The organism is Sphingomonas sp. TDK1 (genome assembly GCF_001650735.1).
Classification (GTDB): domain Bacteria; phylum Pseudomonadota; class Alphaproteobacteria; order Sphingomonadales; family Sphingomonadaceae; genus Sphingomonas.
Genome location: NZ_LXVY01000003.1, coordinates 236,297 through 255,102, shown reverse-complemented (window position 1 = coordinate 255,102; position 18,806 = coordinate 236,297). Strand labels below are relative to the sequence as shown.

General features: G+C 67.1%; 21 protein-coding genes and 2 pseudogenes. 3 read left to right on the top strand and 20 right to left on the bottom strand.

Annotated features, from left to right (window positions below; translation table 11 throughout):
* Positions 1–295: 295 nt before the first annotated feature.
* The 6 genes and pseudogenes from arsH to A7X12_RS26740 all read right to left on the bottom strand — a co-directional run.
* Positions 296–1,051 (bottom strand): arsenical resistance protein ArsH, encoded by a 756-nt coding sequence (gene arsH, locus A7X12_RS03365; protein ID WP_064310213.1) that lies wholly within the window; start codon positions 1,049–1,051, stop codon positions 296–298.
* Positions 1,051–2,130 (bottom strand): ACR3 family arsenite efflux transporter, encoded by a 1,080-nt coding sequence (gene arsB, locus A7X12_RS03360; protein WP_064310280.1) that lies wholly within the window; start codon positions 2,128–2,130, stop codon positions 1,051–1,053. Before arsB ends, arsH begins: the two co-directional genes overlap by 1 nt.
* Positions 2,131–2,134: 4 nt before the next feature.
* On the bottom strand, positions 2,135–2,563 hold the full coding sequence (gene arsC, locus A7X12_RS03355; RefSeq protein ID WP_064310212.1) for an arsenate reductase (glutaredoxin): 429 nt from the start codon (positions 2,561–2,563) through the stop codon (positions 2,135–2,137).
* An 11-nt stretch (positions 2,564–2,574) separates the two neighbouring features.
* The gene (locus A7X12_RS03350; protein ID WP_064310211.1) at positions 2,575–2,907 is read right to left on the bottom strand and encodes an ArsR/SmtB family transcription factor; all 333 of its coding nucleotides are present in this window, start codon (positions 2,905–2,907) and stop codon (positions 2,575–2,577) included.
* A 221-nt stretch (positions 2,908–3,128) separates the two neighbouring features.
* Positions 3,129–3,245: pseudogene (locus A7X12_RS26745) on the bottom strand (TrbI/VirB10 family protein); the annotation flags it as partial.
* 18 nt (positions 3,246–3,263) lie between these two features.
* Positions 3,264–3,395: pseudogene (locus tag A7X12_RS26740) on the bottom strand (insulinase family protein); the annotation flags it as partial.
* Between A7X12_RS26740 and A7X12_RS26735 the strand changes: the two are divergent.
* The 3 genes from A7X12_RS26735 to A7X12_RS03335 all read left to right on the top strand — a co-directional run bounded on the left by A7X12_RS26735 (position 3,370) and on the right by A7X12_RS03335 (position 5,164).
* Positions 3,370–3,594, top strand: coding sequence for a helix-turn-helix domain-containing protein (locus A7X12_RS26735; RefSeq protein ID WP_198161848.1), 225 nt, complete (start codon positions 3,370–3,372; stop codon positions 3,592–3,594). The pseudogene A7X12_RS26740 and the gene A7X12_RS26735 overlap by 26 nt on opposite strands.
* Positions 3,552–3,803: a LysR substrate-binding domain-containing protein gene (locus tag A7X12_RS25825; protein WP_198161857.1), complete on the top strand. Its 252-nt coding sequence runs from the start codon at positions 3,552–3,554 to the stop codon at positions 3,801–3,803. Before A7X12_RS26735 ends, A7X12_RS25825 begins: the two co-directional genes overlap by 43 nt.
* Positions 3,804–4,417: 614 nt before the next feature.
* On the top strand, positions 4,418–5,164 hold the full coding sequence (locus tag A7X12_RS03335; RefSeq protein ID WP_064310208.1) for an SDR family oxidoreductase: 747 nt from the start codon (positions 4,418–4,420) through the stop codon (positions 5,162–5,164).
* 12 nt (positions 5,165–5,176) lie between these two features.
* Here A7X12_RS03335 and A7X12_RS03330 read toward each other — a convergent pair whose 3' ends face one another.
* The 14 genes from A7X12_RS03330 to A7X12_RS03265 are packed head-to-tail and all read right to left on the bottom strand — an operon-like array spanning position 5,177 to position 18,798.
* On the bottom strand, positions 5,177–6,364 hold the full coding sequence (locus A7X12_RS03330; RefSeq protein ID WP_232318317.1) for a helix-turn-helix transcriptional regulator: 1,188 nt from the start codon (positions 6,362–6,364) through the stop codon (positions 5,177–5,179).
* A gap of 29 nt (positions 6,365–6,393) precedes the next feature.
* Entirely contained in the window at positions 6,394–7,602 is a 1,209-nt protein-coding gene (locus tag A7X12_RS03325) for an acetyl-CoA C-acyltransferase (RefSeq protein ID WP_064310206.1), read from the bottom strand.
* Positions 7,599–8,069, bottom strand: coding sequence for a MaoC family dehydratase (locus tag A7X12_RS03320; RefSeq protein WP_064310205.1), 471 nt, complete (start codon positions 8,067–8,069; stop codon positions 7,599–7,601). The genes A7X12_RS03325 and A7X12_RS03320 overlap by 4 nt, the downstream gene beginning before the upstream one ends.
* Complete coding sequence (locus A7X12_RS03315; protein ID WP_064310204.1) at positions 8,066–8,848, bottom strand: SDR family oxidoreductase; 783 nt, start codon at positions 8,846–8,848, stop codon at positions 8,066–8,068. The genes A7X12_RS03320 and A7X12_RS03315 overlap by 4 nt, the downstream gene beginning before the upstream one ends.
* Before the next feature lie 11 nt (positions 8,849–8,859).
* Positions 8,860–10,029: an acyl-CoA dehydrogenase family protein gene (locus A7X12_RS03310; RefSeq protein WP_064310203.1), complete on the bottom strand. Its 1,170-nt coding sequence runs from the start codon at positions 10,027–10,029 to the stop codon at positions 8,860–8,862.
* Positions 10,026–11,048 (bottom strand): acyl-CoA dehydrogenase family protein, encoded by a 1,023-nt coding sequence (locus A7X12_RS03305; protein WP_064310202.1) that lies wholly within the window; start codon positions 11,046–11,048, stop codon positions 10,026–10,028. Before A7X12_RS03305 ends, A7X12_RS03310 begins: the two co-directional genes overlap by 4 nt.
* 4 nt (positions 11,049–11,052) lie before the next feature.
* On the bottom strand, positions 11,053–11,955 hold the full coding sequence (locus A7X12_RS03300) for an SDR family oxidoreductase (protein ID WP_232318315.1): 903 nt from the start codon (positions 11,953–11,955) through the stop codon (positions 11,053–11,055).
* 2 nt (positions 11,956–11,957) lie between these two features.
* A complete protein-coding gene (locus A7X12_RS03295) occupies positions 11,958–13,109 on the bottom strand; it encodes an acetyl-CoA C-acetyltransferase (protein WP_064310201.1) in 1,152 nt (383 codons plus the stop codon).
* An 11-nt stretch (positions 13,110–13,120) separates the two neighbouring features.
* On the bottom strand, positions 13,121–14,110 hold the full coding sequence (locus A7X12_RS03290) for an acyl-CoA dehydrogenase family protein (RefSeq protein WP_064310200.1): 990 nt from the start codon (positions 14,108–14,110) through the stop codon (positions 13,121–13,123).
* A gap of 6 nt (positions 14,111–14,116) precedes the next feature.
* Entirely contained in the window at positions 14,117–15,268 is a 1,152-nt protein-coding gene (locus tag A7X12_RS03285) for an acyl-CoA dehydrogenase family protein (RefSeq protein ID WP_064310199.1), read from the bottom strand.
* Positions 15,268–16,023: an enoyl-CoA hydratase family protein gene (locus A7X12_RS03280; protein ID WP_064310198.1), complete on the bottom strand. Its 756-nt coding sequence runs from the start codon at positions 16,021–16,023 to the stop codon at positions 15,268–15,270. Before A7X12_RS03280 ends, A7X12_RS03285 begins: the two co-directional genes overlap by 1 nt.
* On the bottom strand, positions 16,023–17,105 hold the full coding sequence (locus A7X12_RS03275; protein WP_064310197.1) for an NAD(P)H-dependent flavin oxidoreductase: 1,083 nt from the start codon (positions 17,103–17,105) through the stop codon (positions 16,023–16,025). Before A7X12_RS03275 ends, A7X12_RS03280 begins: the two co-directional genes overlap by 1 nt.
* Complete coding sequence (locus A7X12_RS03270; protein WP_064310196.1) at positions 17,102–17,998, bottom strand: enoyl-CoA hydratase; 897 nt, start codon at positions 17,996–17,998, stop codon at positions 17,102–17,104. The genes A7X12_RS03275 and A7X12_RS03270 overlap by 4 nt, the downstream gene beginning before the upstream one ends.
* Positions 17,998–18,798 (bottom strand): CoA-transferase subunit beta, encoded by an 801-nt coding sequence (locus tag A7X12_RS03265; protein WP_064310278.1) that lies wholly within the window; start codon positions 18,796–18,798, stop codon positions 17,998–18,000. Before A7X12_RS03265 ends, A7X12_RS03270 begins: the two co-directional genes overlap by 1 nt.
* Positions 18,799–18,806 lie beyond the last annotated feature (8 nt).

Sequence of the window (18,806 nt, the reverse complement as noted above, 5' to 3'; positions counted from 1 at the left end):
CCAAGGCAGCGGCGATACCCGGCGCATTTCAAGCAGATTGAAACGTTTTCGTATCATAAATCGCAGAATGAAATGAAAACGTATCTTTTTAGCAAGGGCATAGTCGGCTACGAGCTCGTTACGATCTGCGTCCGCACACCCGCACGCCGTGGACATAGCTTCGACACGGGCAGCCATCTCGTCGATCGACGACGGCACCTCTTCGAATAAAATCACCTTATGCTCGACGACGGGCCATAGATGGCGTGTTCGTCGGCGGCATCAGCTACCGTGGCAGGTCGCACGGACACAGCGCTCACGCCCGCTCCCCCAGTGGCGCGATGGCAATGCTCGACAGATCAGCGGCCGGATCGATGGCGACGCCCGCCTGCTTTCGTTCCGAATAGCGATCGACGAGCTGCGGCGCGTGCGGGCGGAGCAGGACGGTGAAGCGGACCAGCTCCTCCATCACGTCCACGATCCGGTCGTAATAGCTCGACGGCTTCATTCGCCCCGCCTCGTCGAATTCCTTGTAGGCCATCGCGATCGAAGACTGGTTGGGGATGGTGAACATCCGCATCCAACGGCCGAGCAGGCGCAGTGTGTTGACCGCGTTGAACGACTGCGAGCCGCCCGACACCTGCATGACGGCCAGCGCCCGCCCCTGCGTCGGGCGCATGCCTCTCATTTCCAGCGGCAGATGGTCGATCTGCGCCTTCATGATGCCGGTGATCTGGCCGTGCCGCTCGGGACTGCACCAGACCTGCCCCTCCGACCACAGCGCCAGTTCACGCAGCTCGTGAACCGCCGGGTGGTCGTCGCCGGGCACCTGATCGGGGAGCGGCAAGGTGGAGGGGTCGAAGATGCGCGTCTCCGCGCCGAATAGGCGAAGCAGGCGGGCCGCTTCTTCGACAGCAAGGCGCGAGAAGGAGCGCTCGCGCAGCGAACCGTAGAGCAACAGGATACGGGGCGCGGGATCGAGCGGCCCCAGGCCCAATGCCGGCCGCGAACGGACATAGGCGGCATCAAGTGCCGGCAGCGTGTCCGGATCTTCCAGCATGCGTAGCGGCATCAGGCAGCAGTTCCCCGTTCATACCAGCCCCGCGAGGCCTTCACGATCGAGACGACCGAGAGCATCACCGGGACCTCCACCAGCACGCCAACGACCGTCGCCAGCGCCGCGCCGGACTTGAGCCCGAACAGCGAGATGGCGGCGGCTACCGCCAGTTCGAAGAAGTTGGACGCCCCGATCAGCGCCGCGGGCGCCGCAACGCACCAGGCCACGCCAAACCTGCGGGACAGCCAGTAGGCGAGGCCGGCGTTCAGATAGACCTGGATGAGGATCGGCACCGCCAGGAGCGCGATCACCAGCGGCTGCGCGACGATCGCCTCGCCCTGGAAGCCGAACAGCAGGACCAGCGTCGCCAGCAGCGCGACCAGCGACACGGGACCAAGGCGCGCGAGCAGCCGATCGAGCGCTGCCTGCCCGCCGCGCGCCAACACGGCGCGGCGGACGAGCTGGGCGGCGATCACCGGCACGACGATGTAGAGCAGCACCGAGATCAGCAGCGTGTCCCATGGCACCGTCACCGACGCCACGCCGAGCAGCAGCCCGACCAGCGGCGCGAAAAGAAACACCATCAGCACGTCGTTGAGCGCGACCTGCGACAGCGTATAGGTCGGCTCCCCCTCGCAAAGGTTAGACCACACGAACACCATCGCCGTGCAGGGCGCCGCCGCGAGCAGGATCAGGCCCGCGATATAGGAAGGCCCTTCTCCGGCAGGCAGCAGCGGCGCGAACAGCCAGCCGATGAATAATGTGCCCAGCGCCGCCATCGAGAAGGGCTTCACCGCCCAGTTGATGAACAGCGTGACGCCGACGCCTTTCCAGTGCTGCCGCACCGAGCCAAGCGCGCCGAAGTCGATCTTGAGCAGCATGGGGATGATCATCAGCCAGATCAGCATGGCGACGATCAGATTGACGCGCGCGACCTCGGCCGCCACGATCGATGCGAAGACGCCCGGCAGCAACTGCCCGAGGCCGATGCCGGCGGCGATGCAGAGCAGCACCAACAGCGTCAGATAGCGCTCGAAGGTGCCGATACCGGGACGCGCAGGGGCTGCGTCCAGCGTAGGGGAGACCGTCGACATCGCGTCAGCGCACCCGTTCGCCGGCGGCATCGACCACCTGCTCGCCATCCTCCTTGGCGAACGCACCACGCTGCCCGGCAGGCAACAGGTCGAGCACCACTTCGGAGGGCCGGCACAGCTTCACCCCCAGCGGCGAGACGACCAGGGGGCGGTTGATGAGGATGGAGTGCGCCATCATGGCGTCGAGCAGCGCATCGTCGGACAGCGACGGTTCGCCTAGGCCCAGCTCGGCATAGGGGGTGCCCTTCTCGCGCAGCAGGTCGCGTGGGCGCATCCCGGCGCGGGCGATCAGGTCGACGAGCATCGCCCGCGAAGGCGGGGTCTTCAGATACTCGACGACATGCGGCTCGATGCCGGCATTGCGGATCATGGCGAGTGCGTTGCGCGACGTGCCGCATTCGGGGTTGTGGTAGATGATGATGTCGACGGCCATGGCGCGTCCTTTCAGCAGCAGGGAGCGAGTTCGGCGACGAGGGGCGCGCACAACTCGGCGCTACCCGCACAGCAATCCTTGACGAGGAACAGCGTCAGCGCGCGCAGGCCCGCCAGGTCGGCACGGTAGATGATCGAACGGCTTTGCCGCTCGGAGCGGACAAGGCCAGCGCGCGCGAGGATGCCGAGATGCGCCGACATGGTGTTCTGCGGCACGTCCAGCTGGCGCGCGATCTCCCCCGCCGCCATGCCGTTTGGCTCGTGCCGCACCAGCAGGCGAAACACATCGAGGCGTGTTCCTTGGGCAAGGGCACCCAGCGCAGCGATGGCTGATTCGTTTTCCATATATCCGGCATAACGGATATATTGACCTGACCGCCAGTGTAGAGTTCAGCCTGCGACGGTATCCCAGCTCAGCGCGCACGACGGGCATTAGGATTGGCACGTGTGCGGAAAAGCCGAGGGGACTGCTTGGAGACCGCCCAAGCCCCTCTCCAATTGCCCCGCGACTAAACCGTCTTGGCGCCTGAGTATCTGTTCAAGCGAGGAAGCGGTTCCGCTACCCCCTGCGCGACATTCTGCTGCGTCGACTGCCGGATCGCCCGGACCAGATCGCTATCGCCGGAAACGGTCAGCTCCGAGCCCACCCCGAGCAGGGTCGAAAGCGCGATCCCCTTGAGCAGTACCGCCTGCTTCCAGTCGCCGAATCGCTTCTCTATTAACGTCGTGACCGCGCCTGCATCAATATTGCCAACGACGACGATCATCATGTTCTGGGGCTGATATAAACGATGATAGAGGGCACGAATGTCGTCGATGCTTGCACTTGGCACATCAGTCGAGTTTTGGGAGTTCGGTGCCTTGCGCGCCTTTGCGGCCGTGGCCGAACAGCGGAGTTTCAGCCGGGCGGCCGAGCAGCTGGGGGTATCCTCCGGCGCTGAGCCAGCTGATCCGCGGGCTGGAGGAACGGCTGGGAATCCGGCTGCTCCATCGCATCACCCGCCCCGCAGATCACCAGCAGCCGCGCGGTAATGGTCGACGCGGCGCTGGCCGGCGTCGGCATCGCCTTTCTCAAGGAAGAGTCCGTGGTCGACGCCTTCGCCCGGGGCGATCTCGTCCCGCTCCTGACGGACTGGTCGGTCCCCTTTCCGGGCTATTATCTGTGTTACCCCCAGCAGCGGCAGATGGCGCCGGCCCAGCGCGCGGTGATCGACACGATCCGCGCGGCTGCGCCCGATTAGCAGCAGCGTGCTTGATCGCGGGCTTCTTCGACCGCTTGATGTGGCTGCCGAGGCCTGCCCGCCCGAGCCCTCCAAATGCCCGCCCCTCCTTCGCAGAAATCTTCGTGGCGCAGACATGTTGCGTCGATCTCGCTAGGTGTTTGGCCCCAGCATGTGATGGCGCGACATGGTCCTCGTCCCAGCGGAGGGAGCCATGGGCAAGACTCTTCATGGCAGGGAGAAATCACCGGGTTTCGGCCGTCTGGCGCAGAGACCGTTTGGGAATTCGGCGGCGGAGGGCTGACGCCAGAGTTTTTGTCGTCCGCGAGGAGGCGACCGCCGCCGACGCCGGAAGCATCGGCGACGCTGCGGCGATGGAAACGACCCGGCCGACCGACCCGATCGAATTCTCAAACTGCCTCTCAGCAACTTGCCGATGGATGGCATATCACAGAGCGGGCGTCCGCTCTGGCGCAGCTCGGCTTCCCCGCCCAAGGCGAGCGATTCCCATTGCCACTCTCTACGCATTGCGACAGCATTTTCCGATATTGCTCATGGTTTGCTTATCTGATCAGTATTTCATCACCGACAGCCGAAGCTGACGAAGCAGCACACCAATCGAATAGGGAAGCGAAATGCAGCAGAAGATCGCGATCGTGACGGGGGGCCATAGCGGCATCGGGCTTGCCATCGCCGCGACACTTCGATCCGATGGATACAGGGTGATCACCTGCGGTCGATCCGCCGTGCCGGAGGACGAGGATCACATGGTGTGCGACATCCGTGATCCCTCCGCCGTCACCGCGCTGGTCGAGACGGTACATCGTCGTCATGGCGGGCTCGACCTTCTGGTCAACAATGCCGGAGGATCTCCCGAGGCCGACGCCGCGTCCGCGTCGCCGCGGTTCAGCGAGCGCATCATCGCGCTGAACCTATTGGCGCCGATCAATCTCGCACAGGCCGCGCTGCCGCTGCTGCGCGAACGCCGGGGATCGATCGTCAACATCGCCAGCATATCGGCGCTCCGCCCTTCCCCCGGCACCGCGGCCTATGCCGCAGCGAAGGCGGGGCTGATCGCCTATGGCCGCAGCGTCGCCCATGAATGGGGGCCAGAGGTCCGCGTGAACGCCATCGCGGTCGGCTATGTCGAAACCGACAATGCCAGCGACACCTATGGGGACGAGGCGACCCGCGCCCGCATCGCTGCCACGCTCGCCGCGCGCAGGCTGGCCGATCCCGAGGACATCGCGCATGCGGTGCTGTTCCTCGCCTCGCACGCGGCATCCTACATCACCGGGACGACCCTCAGCGTCGACGGCGGCGGCGAGCGACCGTCGTTCCTCGACATCGTGCAGGCCGGTTCCGCCCGACCGCCGTCCTGACGCCCCGCCACGTCATCCCAGCACGGCAACGCTCCGCAGGATCAGCGCGACAAGATCGGCCTGGCGACCCACGCCGACCTTGTTGAGGATCGTCTTGCAATAGGTGCGCACGGTATTCTCGGTCAGCCCAAGCTTCGCGGCCGCATCCGCCAGGCTGAAGCCGGTGGCGAGCAGCGTCGCGAGATGCGCTTCGGACGGCGTGAGATCGAACAGCTGCATGACCAGCCGCTCGAGCGGTTGGGTAGCCCGCCCGGTGGACACGTACACGACCGCGGTCGGCACCGTCCCGCCCCCCTGCAGCGACGAAGGCTCGATCGACCGGACCAGCAGGCCGCAATGGCGGGCGCCCGATGTCTCGACCCGCATCGCCTGCACGAAGGGGGGCTGGGGGCGCCCCGCCCCGCGCTGCGCCGGAACCGCGGCCAGGATTTCCTGCAGTTCAGCGTTCGCCGCGCGATCCGTGAGGAACAGGCGCTCCTCCCGCTCGCCGACGATATCCCGCACATCGGTGAGCCGCCGCGCGGCGTCATTGCGGCGCAAGATCCTGCCATCGGCGCCGAGGATGAAGGTGGCGATGGTGAGGCGGTCCAGCGTCTCGATCAGCGCCTTTACCTCCGTCTCCTCCCGTCGGAGCCGTGCGAAGATCGCGAGCGATTGCTCGATATGCGGCGCCAGGCCGCGCAGCAGGTCACGCGCGTCCTCGCCGAAGTCCGGCCGGTGCATGCCATCGACGACGCCGACATTGCATTCCCAGCCGCCCGGCTCGCAGACATACATGCCCAGCATGCGCTCGAAACCATAGGGCGCCAGGATTTCCCGATAGAACCGGTTTTCGGCAAGTTGCTCGCGGGTCAGTATCTCGTCCAGCGACCGGATCGCGCCCGGCCGATCGAGCATGTTGCGCAGAGGATCGAGATGGCCGATCTCGGCATGGACCGCCTGCAGCCGCCGTGCCTCGCCGTCGCTGACCCCGACGGGGCGGCCCCAGATCGCGATTGGCGGCATGCCCTCGCGGCTGAGCCGCAGCACCAGGCCCGCATTGCGACAATCGAGATGCGCGGCAAGCGCCCCCAGGAATCCCTGCCACGGCATCGGCTCCAGCGGCCCGGCGTAGATCAGCCGGAGGAGCGCATCGCGGTTCACCGGCGCCGCTGCACCGGTGGGGAGGAGTGCGGGCCCGGCCATGTCCGCATCATGCACGACGTCAGCTCCTTGCCAAGGCGATATGATCAGCCCGGAAGCTCGAACAAGCCCGCCGCCCCCATGCCACCGGCAATGCACATCGAGGCCACGACCCAACGCGCGCCGCGGCGCCGCCCTTCGAGCAGCGCATGGCCGGCGATCCGGCTGCCGGTCATGCCGAACGGATGGCCCAGCGCGATGCCGCCGCCGTTGACGTTCAGCTTCGCCGGATCGATGCCGAGATGGTCCCGGCAATAGAGCGCCTGGCTCGCAAAGGCCTCGTTGATCTCCCACAGATCGATGTCGTCGACGCGGAGCCCCGCCCGCGCCAGCAGCTTCGGCATCGCGAAGACCGGTCCGATGCCCATCTCCTCCGGACGGCACCCCGCCACCTGAAAGCCGCGATAGATGCCCAGGATGGGAAGGCCTTCGCGCTCGGCGATCGCACGTTCGACAAGAAGCTGCGCCGACGCGCCATCGGACAGCTGGCTGGCATTGCCGGCCGTGATGCAGCGCCCTTCGGCGACAAGCTCGCCGCCCTTGAAAACCGGCTTCAGCGCCGCGAGACCGTCCACGCTGGTATCCGGCCGCACGCCTTCGTCCCGGTCCAGCGTCACGCGCTCGGTCCCGATCCGTTCGCCGGCCTTGTCGAGCACCGCCTTGTCTACCGCGATCGGGACGATTTCGTCCGCGAACCGCCCCTCGCGCTGCGCCGCCGCAGCGCGGCGGTGGCTTTCCGCCGCAAAGCAATCCTGCGCCGCACGGTCGATGCCATAGCGCTCGGCCACGATCTCCGCCGTCTCGATCATGGCCATATAGGCATGGGGTTCGGCCGCGAGCACCGCTTCGGAACGATTGCGGAATGTCATGGCATGTGCGTTGAGCGTCAGGCTGATCGATTCGACGCCGCCCGCCACGGCGACGTCGATGTCGTCCGCGATGATGGATCGGGCAGCCAGCGCGATCGCGGTCAGCCCGGATCCGCATTTCCGATCGAGCGCGAACCCCGGGGCATCGGCAAGCCCCGCCGTTGCGGCGGTCAGCCGGCCGATATTGTAGCTTTGGGTTCCAGACTGCGTACCCGCCCCCAGGAAGATGTCCTCCACCCTGGCAGGGTCGATCCCGGCGCGCGCGACGGCGGCGCGGACGACATGACCGGAAAGGACGGGCGCTTCGGTGTCGTTGAACGCGCCCCGATAGGCGCGACCGATCCCGGTGCGCGCGGTGGAGACGATGACGGCTTCTCGACGGCTCATGACATTTGTCCCGGATAATAGCGGCTGATGGTGTCGACGACGCAGGCAGGCTTGTCGGCGCCTTCGATCTCGACGGTGACCCGCAGCGTCGACTGGATGCCGCCCTTGGTCTCTTCAACCGCGATCAGTTCGCCGCGGCCGCGGATGCGCGCGCCGACCCTGACCGGGTTCAGGAAGCGCAGCCGGTCCGCACCGACATTGACCCCCATCGCGACGCCGCGCACGTCGATCAGTTCGGGCAGGAAGCGATTGACGAGGCTGAGCGTCAGGTAGCCATGCGCGATCGTGCCCCCGAACGGGCCGCTGCGCGCACGATCGGGATCGACGTGGATCCACTGATGATCGTCGGTCGCGGTGGCGAACCGGTCGATCCGATCCTGCGCGATCTCCATCCAGTCGGTGGGCCCGAACTGCATGCCGATGACGTCGAGCAGGGCCGATGGCGCGGGGAAGACGCGCGCGCTCATGCGTGCTGGCTCGACACGGCCACCACCTCTCCCGTCATGTAGGAGGAAAGGTCGCTGGCGAGGAAGATCATCACGTTCGCGACTTCCCAGGGCTCGGCATATCGCCCGAACGCTTCGCGCCGGGTCAGCTCCTCCAGCAGGCCGGGCGGCGTTACTTTGTCCAACGCGGCGTGCATCGCCAGGCTGGGACTGACGGCATTGATCCGAACGCCATGCTCCGCCGCCTCCATCGCCGCGCAGCGGGTAAACGCCATCACCCCCGCCTTCGCCGCGGCATAATGGGCCTGCAGCTTCTGTGCCCGCCAGGCGAGAACCGAGGCATTGTTGACGATCACCCCGCCGCGCTGGGCATATAGGTGGGGTAGCACGGCACGGGTCATGCGGAAAACGCTGGTCAGCGTGACGTCGATCACCTTGTCCCACTGGTCGTCGGTCATGTCGACAACGGCAGCCGTGCCGCCCAGGCCGGCATTGTTCACCAGCACATCGATTCGCCCGAGCTGTTCCACGGTCGCGGCGACCAGCGCCCGGACCTGAGCTTCGTCGGTCACGTCGCAAAGATGGGTCGCCGGCCGGGCAAAACCGGCGGCGGCGATGCGATCCGCCGTCTCGCCCAGGCGTCGCTCGTGCGTGTCTGACAGCATCAGGACGGCGCCTTCCTCCGCGGCGCGCAGCGCAAGCGCACCACCGATCCCGCTGCCTGCCGCAGCGGTGATGAGCATCGCCTTGCCGATCAGCAAGTCGCGGGCAGGCGGATACGCAGGCGTCGACGTCGCCATGGCGGTTCTCCTCAGGATAAATCGCCGCGGGGCTCGCGCGGCAGTCCCAGCGCCCGCTCCGCGATCAGGTTGCGCTGGATCTGGTTGGTGCCGCCATAGATCGTATCGGCACGCGAATAGAGGAACAGATGGGCCAGCTGGGCGCTGGTGGCCTGCTCGGCGTCGGCCACCTCGCCTGCGACGCCGAGAACCGTCATGGCAAGCGCCCCAAGATCGCGACGCCAGGTCGCCCATTGGATCTTGTAGGTCATCGCCGCAGGGCCTGGATCCCCGCTCAGCATGCGAAGCGCACCGTAGCGCATCAGCCGCAGGCCGATCTCCGCCTGCGCGATCCGCTGTCGGATCAGGGGATCGCGCGCCGCACCATTGGCGCGCGCCGCCGCGATGACCGCGTCCAGTTCGTTGCGGAAGCCCATCTGCTGCGCCAGCGTCGAGACGCCCCGCTCGAACCCGAGCAACGCCATCGCGACCTCCCACCCTGCCCCTGGCGCGCCCAGGATATGGTCCGCCGGGGTCCGCGCGCCGTCGAAGAAGGTCTCGTTGAATTCGGCCTCGCCGGTGATCTGGTGGATGGGCCGAACGGTCACGCCCGGCTGATCGACGGGAACCAGGAGGAAGGACAGGCCCTTCGGCCCCCGCGAACCTTCCTGCGTTCGTGCGACCACGAAAATCCAGTCAGAAAACTGCGCAAGGCTCGTCCAGACCTTCTGGCCCTCGATCACCCATGCGTCGCCGTCCCGCCACGCACGCGTCCGCACATTGGCGAGATCGGAACCGGCGTTCGGCTCCGAATAGCCCTGGCACCAGATCGCTTCGCCCGCCGCGATCGGGGGCAGGAAATGCTGCTTCTGCGCGTCCGTACCGAAGGCGAGGATCGTCGGCCCGGCAAGTTCGACCCCGATGTGGTTGAGCCGCGGCGGCGCGCCGGCACGCGCATATTCCTCGGCAAACAGCACCTGCTGGCCCAGCGTCGCGCCGCGCCCGCCGAACGCGGTCGGCCAGCCCACGCAGCTCCAGCCCGCCTCGCCCAACCTCCGCTCCCAATCGCGACGCCGGTCGGGCATGGCGGTCAGGCTCGTGATGCCGCGCAGGTCGGCGAAAGGCCCGGTCAGCTCCGCCTCCAGCCAGGCGGCGGCCTCGGCGCGGAACGCCTCTTCGTCCGGATCGAACCCCAGCTTCATGCCGCCAGATCCAGTCCGATCAGGCGCGCGACCTGTTCGCGGTGCCAGTCGGGCGTGCCGAGCAGCGTCCGATCGGCCTGTGCGCGCCGGAAGAACAGGTGGGCGTCATGTTCCCAGGTGAATCCGATGCCCCCGTGCAACTGGATCATGTCCCCCGCACACCGGGCATAGGTGTCGGTTGCGAACGCCTTGGCGGCGTGCGCCGCCAGATCGGCGTCGCTCGCGGCCTCGTCCTGCGCGCAGGCGGCCCAGTACACCGCGGAACGGGCCTGTTCGATCGCTACCATCATATCCGCCAGCCGATGTTTCACCGCTTGAAAGCTGCCGATCGTCCGCCCGAACTGGACCCGCTCGCCGGCATAGCGGACCGTGCGGTCCAGGCAGGACTGCGCCCCGCCCAGTGCATCGGCCGCGATCGCGATGGCGCCGATCCGGCGGATGGCCGCCCGCGCCGCCTCGGGATCGGCCAACGGCTCCGCCGCCGTGGGATCGAACCTGAGGCGGCCATAAGGCCGTGTCGCATCCATGGTCGCGAGCGTCGTCACCTGCGTCGCGGGATGATCGCGGCGCACGATCAGCATGGCGCTGCCGGTATCGACGACGAACAGATCCGCCACGCCGCCATGGGGCGCGAGCAGATCCAGCCCCGCAAATGTCGCGATGACCTCCCCGGATGCTATCCGGGGAAGCCATGCGCGCCGCTGTTCGTCCGTTCCACCGGCCAGGATCCCCGGCGCCGCCAGGGCGCATCCGGCAAGGAGCGGCAAGGCGGCGATATGGGCGCCGGCCGCCTCCGCGACGATGGCCATCTCGACCATCCCCAACCCCGCCCCGCCATGGGCCTCGGGCAGGTTCACGCCACCGAGCCCAAGCTCCTGCGTGAACGCCTGCCACAGCGACGCATCGACCCCATTGTCCGCCATCGCGGCCCGGGTCCGCGCGCTCGTCGCGTGCTCGGCGAAAAAGCCGGCAGCGGTTTCTGCGATCATCGCCTGTTCGTCGGTGAAAGCGAACTGCATCGCCTCAGCTTCCCCAAACCCGCCGTGGCGCCGGACGTTCCGCCAGCAAGAGGTTCACCGCATCGCCCACCTCCCTGGGGCGCCAGCGGCAGTCACGCTCGACGGTGGGGCCAAGGTTCCAGCCGGTCTCGATCGTGATGCGTCCGCCTTCGAGTTCGAAGACACAGCCGGTCACATGCGCCGACTGCGCCGACCCGAGCCAGACGACGGTCGGCGCGATATTGTCCGGGTCCTGCTTGTCGAAGCCCGTATCGACCTTGGCCATCTTGTCGGCGAAGGCACCTTCGGTCATCCGGGTCCGCGCCGCCGGCGCCAGCGCGTTGGCCGTGATGCCGTAGCGGCCAAGTTCCGCCGCCTGGACCAGCGTCAGCGCCGCGATGCCGCCCTTCGCCGTCGAATAGGCCGCCTGGGCGATCGAGCCCTGCAGTCCGGCGCCGCTGCTGGTGTTGATGATCCGCGCGTCGACCGCCTTGCCCGCCTTCTGCTGGGCGCGCCAGTAATCGACGGCATGGCGGCTCAGGCAGAAATGGCCGCGCAGATGGACGTGCATGGTGGCATCCCATTCCTCGGGCGCTGCCGAGACGAACATCCGGTCGCGCACGATGCCGGCATTGTTGACGACGACGTCGAGGCCACCGAACGCGGCAATGGTCGCGTCGACGATGCGTTTGGCGGCATCCCAATCGGCGATGTCCTCATGATTGGCGATCGCCCTGCCCCCGGCCGCCTGGATCGCCGCGACGACGGCGTCCGCAGCGCTCGTGTCGCGCCCCTCGCCGGTCAGGCTGGTGCCGATGTCGTTCACGACGACATTCGCCCCCTCCGCGGCAAAGGCGAGCGCATAGGATCTTCCCAGGCCGCGGGCAGCGCCCGTGATGATGACGGTTCGTCCGGTGCAGATGCCCACGATCACAGCCTTTCGATGATGGTCACGTTGGCCAGGCCGCCGCCTTCGCACATGGTCTGAAGACCATATCGGCCGCCGGTACGTTCCAGTTCGTGGAGCAACGTCGTCATCAGCTTAGCGCCGGTTGCGCCGAGCGGGTGACCGAGCGCGATCGCGCCGCCGTTGACGTTGACGCGCGCCATATCGGCGTCGAGTTCCTTGGCCCAGGCCAGCACGACGCTCGCAAACGCCTCGTTGATCTCGATCAGATCCATGTCGGCAAGCGTCAGCCCGGCTTTCGCCAACGCATGGCGCGTCGCCGGGATGGGGGCCGTCAGCATGAAAATCGGGCAGTCGCCGCGCACCGTCAGATGGTGGATGCGGGCGCGGGGCCTAAGGCCATGCACCTTCAGCGCCGCCTCGCTCGCGATCAGCACCGCGGCGGCACCATCCGATATCTGGCTCGACACGCCCGCCGTGACGATGCCGCCGTCGCGCACTGGTTTCAGCCCCGCCAGGCCTTCCGGCGTGGTGCCGCGACGCACGGTTTCGTCCATCGTGAAATCGCCGACCGGCAGGATTTCCCGATCGAAGCGGCCCTCGTCTATCGCCCGCTCGGCCCGCGCGTTGGACTGGACGGCGAAGGCTTCCATGTCCTCGCGCTCGATACCCCAGCGCCGCGCGATCTTTTCGGCCGCATAGATCTGGTTCACTTCCTCGTCGCCGTAGCGGGCGGCCCATGCCCTAGACGTCGAGAAGGGGGTGTCGAAGCCATAGGCCTGGCCGGCATACATGGCGGCGCTGATCGGGATCGCGTTCATGTTCTGCACACCGCCGGCGATGACCAGGTCCTGCGTGCCGCTCATCACGCCTTGTGCGGCGAAATGGATCGCCTGCTGCGACGAGCCGCACTGCCGATCGATCGTCACCCCCGGCACCGCCTCCGGCAGACCGGCCGCAAGCCAGCAGCTGCGGCCGATATTGCCCGCCTGCGGACCCACCGCATCGACGCATCCCCAAATGACGTCGTCGACGGCGAGCGGATCGAAGCCGTTGCGCTCGACAATGGCTGCAATCGGCAGCGCGCCCAGGTCGGCGGAGTGCCAGCCCGCAAGGCTGCCCTTCTTACGCCCGGTGGGCGTCCGGATCGCATCGACGATATAGGCTTCAGGCATATCCCTGTCCTTCAGACGAATGTGTGGGAGGGGCCGGTCGACAGCGTACCGCGCAATATGGCGGCATTGATGCGGCCAAGGTGCAACGCACGATCGCCCCAAGCGCCGGCCAGCGCCCAGGCACGCTTCATCCAGAAGTGAAGATCGACTTCATAGGTGTAGCCCATCGCGCCATGGATCTGGATGGCCGTCTCCGCCGCCTGGATCGCAGCGTCGCCAGCAGCAAGCTTGGCATGGCTCACATGGATCGACGCGCTCCGGCTCCCATGCTGCACGGCGTCGGCCGCGCGGAGCAGCACGGGCCGCGCAAACTCGATCGCCACCGCAACGCTTGCAAGGTGATGCTTGACGGCCTGGAAGGCCCCGATGGGCTGGCCGAACTGTTGGCGCTGACCGGCATAGGCGACGGCCTGCGCCAGCATCGCATCCGCGAGACCCCTCAACTGCGCGGCGGCCATCAACGCGCCCAGGTCGAGCAGCAGGTCGTCCCCTTCCCCGATGTCGCCCGACGCGAACAGGCGCCGCAACGGATCCACGCTTTCCCATGCCGCCCCGGCGTCACCATGCCGCGCCAGCAACGATCCCCGCGCGATCACGTGGGTGGCGTCGTCGAGATCGGCGATCCAAGGGTTGACGGGATGGGCCACGGCGATCCTCGCCTCGCCGGCGACGATGGCAGCATATGGTGCCGGCACCGCGCGCGCGACCAGCCACGGCACGGCGACCAGCGCGGTGTCGACGATCGGCTCCGCCACCGCCGCACGCCCCAATTCCTGGGCGATCAGGACAGCCTCGACGAGTCCGAGCCCCAATCCCCCCTCCGCGACCGGCACGAGCAGGCAAGGCAATCCCATGGACGTCAGTTCGGCCCATAGCTCGGGCGATCGTGGCGGATCGCGCATATCCAGCCTGCGCAGCCGCTCGGCACCGTGCACCCCGGCGAGGAAGTCTCGAACACCCTCGACGAGAATTGCCTGGTCTTCGGTAAGGCGAAAGTCCATCTGCAGCTACCGGGGCAGGCCGAGCAGGCGCTCGGCGATAATGTTGCGCTGGATCTCATTCGATCCAGCGTAGATCGGTCCTGACAGCGAGAAGATATAGCCCTCGAGCCAGGCGTTGACGCTCCCGTCGTCGAAGTGCTTCAGCTCCGCCCAGGCGCCGAGCATCTGCATCGCGGTGCGATGCATGGCGCGATCGAGCTCGGACCAGAAGATCTTGTTGAGGCTGGCCTCCGCACCGATATGCCCTCCGGCGATGATCTTCGATGCCACCGCATAGGTATTGTAGGCATAGGCCTGCGCGCCCATCCAGGCCGCCAGCACCTGTTCGCGAACCACCGGCGACAGGCGCTGCTCGTGCTTGCGGAACAGGGTGACCAACCGCGCGGCAGTCGCCTGAAAGCGCGCCGGGCTCCGCAGCATCAGTCCACGCTCGAACCCTGCGGTCGCCATCGCGACGTTCCACCCTGCGCCTTCGTCGGCGATCCGGTTCGCCACGGGAACGCGGACCTCGTCAAAGAACAGCTCGGCAAACCCCGGATCGCCGTGCAGCTGGCGGATGGGTCGCCGCGTGATGCCCGGCGTGTTGAGGTCGAAAAGGAGAAAGCTCAGCCCGTGATGGCGCTTCGACCCCTCCTCCGTGCGGAACAGACCGAAGCCCCAGTCGGCGAAGGACGCGCGGCTGGACCATGTCTTCTGCCCGCTGATGCGATAATGGTCGCCGTCGCGGACCGCGCGAGTCGTGATCGCCGCCATGTCCGATCCGGCATTGGGCTCGGACCAGGCTTGCGCCCACATGACCTCGCCGCGCGCCATCGGCATCAGGAAACGGGCCTTTTGCGCTTCGGTCCCATATTCCATGATCGTGGGCCCCAGAAGGAAGATGCCGTTCTGGTTGGCGCGGAGCGGTGCGCCCGCCGCCCAATATTCCTCCTCGAAGATCAGCCACTGGATCAGGTCCAGGCCCCGGCCGCCATAGGCCTCCGGCCAGGTCACCATGCCCCAATTGCCCGACGCGAGCGTGCGCTCCCACGCCACGTGCTGATGATAGCCGTCTTCCCGCTCCAACGTCACCAACGGCTCTGGCGGCACATGGGCACGCATCCAGGCCCGAACCTCCTGCCGGAACGCCTGCTGCTCTGGGGTGAAGGTCAGGTCCATCAGAAGGCCGCCGCCGTGCCCGTCGCGACAAAGGCATCGCGTGCCTTCTGCGAATCCGCATGCATGTACATTTCGAGCGTGAAGCCCTGCTCCCATCGATAGCCGCGATCGACGTCGCGCGGCTCCAGGCCGTTGAGCGCCTCCTTTGCGATCACGAGCGCCTTACGGCTCTTGCCCGAAATCGTGGCGCAGAAGGCACGCGCTTCCGCGAGCAGCCGAGCCCGAGGTACCAGCTTTTCGACGGCGCCCAACCGGAAGGCGTCTTCCACCGGAATGATCCCGCCGGTGAAGAACGCCGCGCGCACCTTGTGCAGCGGCAGCATCCGCGAAAGATGGCTTGCACCGCCCATCGCGCCGCGATCGACCTCGGGCAGCGAGAAATAGGCGTCGTCGGCGGCGATGATCGTGTCGCTTGCGCCGCAAATGCCAATGCCGCCACCGATCACGAAGCGGTGCACCGCGGTGACGACCGGCACCTCGCATTCGCGGACCGCCTTGAAGGTCTGGTAGTTGCCCCGGTTGAGCAGCGTGATGCGTTCCGGATGCGCCTGCATTTCCTTGATGTCGACGCCGCCGCAAAAGCCGCGCGCATCCTCTGCCGCCCGGATCAGGACGACGTTGACGTCCGGGTTGCGGCCGGCCGCCGCGATGATCGCGGGCAGCGCATTCCAGGTCGCGCTGTCGAAAGCGTTGACCGGCGGGACGTCAAAGACGATTTCGGCGATCCGGTCGGCGATATGGGTGGTGATCGGCATCACGCGGCCTGCCTTGCAACGGGGTTGGAGAGCGCAGCGATGCGCGCGCGCGCCTCGGCTTCGATCGACGCCACCAGCGCCTCGCACGAGGGCAGGTCGACGAGCCGACCGGCGACGAGGCCGGTCGCCATGATCCCGCCCGCCGCGTCCCCGGCAACGACCGCGCGCTGGATCAGCATCGGCGCCGCCGCCGCCATCATCGCCTGCGGCAGCGACAGCCCGCCATGGCCGGCCATCCCCTTTGCCGATCGATACAGCTCGACAAACGACGCGCCGGTTGCACGCTTCATCGCCAGCCCTGCTTCGATCGCGCGCACCCAGCGCCCCACCCGGCCCGCGCGCTCGATGCGGGCAAGCGCCTCGTTCCGGATCATGCGCTGCGGCATGCCGTCGACCTTGGCCGATACCAGGATGTCGTCGGTCCCCGCGCGGAGATAGCGATCCTTCGTCACCGCCGGCACCGGGCTTTCCACGGTCATCAGGAAGCGGCTGCCCATCGCGATACCGGCGGCGCCAAAGGCAAGCGCCGCGGCCAGCCCCCGACCGTCGGCAAACCCGCCCGCTGCAACCACCGGCACGTCCACCGCATCCAGCACCTGCGGCAGCAGCACGGTGGACGCGACCGAGCCGGTATGGCCGCCGCCCTCTCCCCCCTGCACCGTGACGAAGTCGCAGCCCATCGCCACCATCTTGCGAGCGTGCTTCACCGCCCCCACCGTCGGGATGCACAGGATGCCGGCATCGCGGAACCGTCCGATCATCTTGGCGTCCGGCCCGCGGCCGAAACTGACCGCCCGCACCCGGTCCCGATTTGCCAGGATGATCTCGACGATCTCTGCGGCGCCGGGCTGAAACATGTGAAAGTTGACGCCGAACGGTCGGTCGGTTCCGGCGCGCACCGCCTGGATCGCCCCTTGCAACTCGGCAGGCGTCATCACCGCCCCGGCCAGAAAGCCGAAGGCGCCGGCCTCGCTCGACGCGATCACCAGGGCCGGCGTCGCGACCCAGCCCATTGCGGTCTGGAGCACGGGCACGCGGCATCCCAGGCGTGCGGTCAGAACGGTCGCAAGCGGATCGCTCATTCCCCCGTCGCCTGCTTCTTGTTGGCCGCCGCCATGCCCTTGCCGTCGAGACCGCCAAGCGAATCGCCGGTCGTCAGGTCGTTCTGCGCATGAGCAAAATGGTGCATGTGGAAAACGGCATCCATCGCGGCACGTTTCCCGCGCAGATCCTCCACGTGATTCAGCGCCTGCTTGACCAGCCAGTTGCCCAGCCGGGGTCGGGTGGCGATCTCGTCGGCGATGCGCTTGATGTCCGCCGCGAGCCCTTCCCGCGTCGACAGCCGGTTGACCATGCCGAACTGATAGGCCCGCTCCGCAGACATCCGCTCGCCGAGATACAGGAATTCCTTCGCGACGCGCGGCGGCAGCTCGAAACCGTGCGCGAAATATTCCACGCCCGGAATGCCCATGCGCGCGACCGGATCCTGAAAGAAGGCGTCATCGGTCGCCACGATCAGATCGCATACCCAGGCCAGCATCAGGCCCCCCGCGATGCAGGCGCCCTGTACGGCAGCGATCATCGGCTTGGGAATGTCGCGCCAGCGCCGGCACATGCCAAGATAGACCTCGTGCTCCCGCGTATAGAGCAGCTCGGCGGCCGGCTTGTTCACATGATCGGGCAGCAGATGCGCGCGATCGAACGACTTGTGCAGGTCGCGCCCCGGCGTGCCGATGTCGTGCCCCGCCGAAAAATGCTTGCCTGCGCCGCGCAGCACGATCACCTTGACGGCATCGTCTTCCGTCGCGCGGCGAAAAGCGGCGTCCAGCGCATAGGTCATCTGGCTGTTCTGCGCGTTGTTGAACGCAGGACGGTGCATCGTGACATAGGCCACCGCCCCGTCGCGTTCCCAAAGGACCGGCTGGTCGGTTTCATAGACGATGTCGATCGTCTTCGGCGCGACAAGCTGGTCCATTATCGGCTCCGGTCGGCGGGCGGATTGCCCTTGATGACGGCGGCCCGCAGGTCGTGCGGATCGAGGCGCCGGATGATCGCCCGCTGCGCCTCGGACGGCAGCGGCGTGACGGCGGAATCTGCCGTCATCGCGACGGCAAAGCCCGTAGCCTCGCGAACCTGCTCGGCCGAAACGCCGGGGTGCAGCGACACCAGGCGGATGGCATGCTCCGGGCCGCCGAAATCCAGGATGCAGAGGTCGGTGACGATGCGGCGAAGGTCGACATCGGCGAAATTGGCACCGGCGATACGCCGGTCGGGATTGTAACCGACGCTGGAGACCATATCGACTTCGCCGTCGACGAACACCCGGCGCGAATGCGACGGGACGAACATCGAATTGACGTGGTGGATCGAATTGCCGGGGAAGCCGCGCACGCCCAGCATCTGCGTCCTTGGGCGATCATAGGTGCCGCCCAGATAGGATAGGTTGGTTTGGCCGAACCGATCGATCTGCGTCGGCGACACCATCGCGTGGCGCCTCCCCGTCCAGACGGCGCTGTCGAAGAAGCGGGAGAAGGGCAGATAGCCGGCCGGGCGTCGCGCGTCATAGGCCCGCGGGCCGATCGGCACGGGCTCCTCGACGAGGAACGCCTCGCCATCGGTCATCATCAGTTCCGGTGAATGGGTCAGCTTGGCAAGGCTGGCGCCCAGGCGCGGGATCGGCCCGATGCCCGTCGCGATGACTTCGCCATTGTTCCGATACGCTTCGGAACAGGCGACGATCAGAAGCTCGGCAAGCGTCACGTTGGTGTCCGGCATCGTCGTCA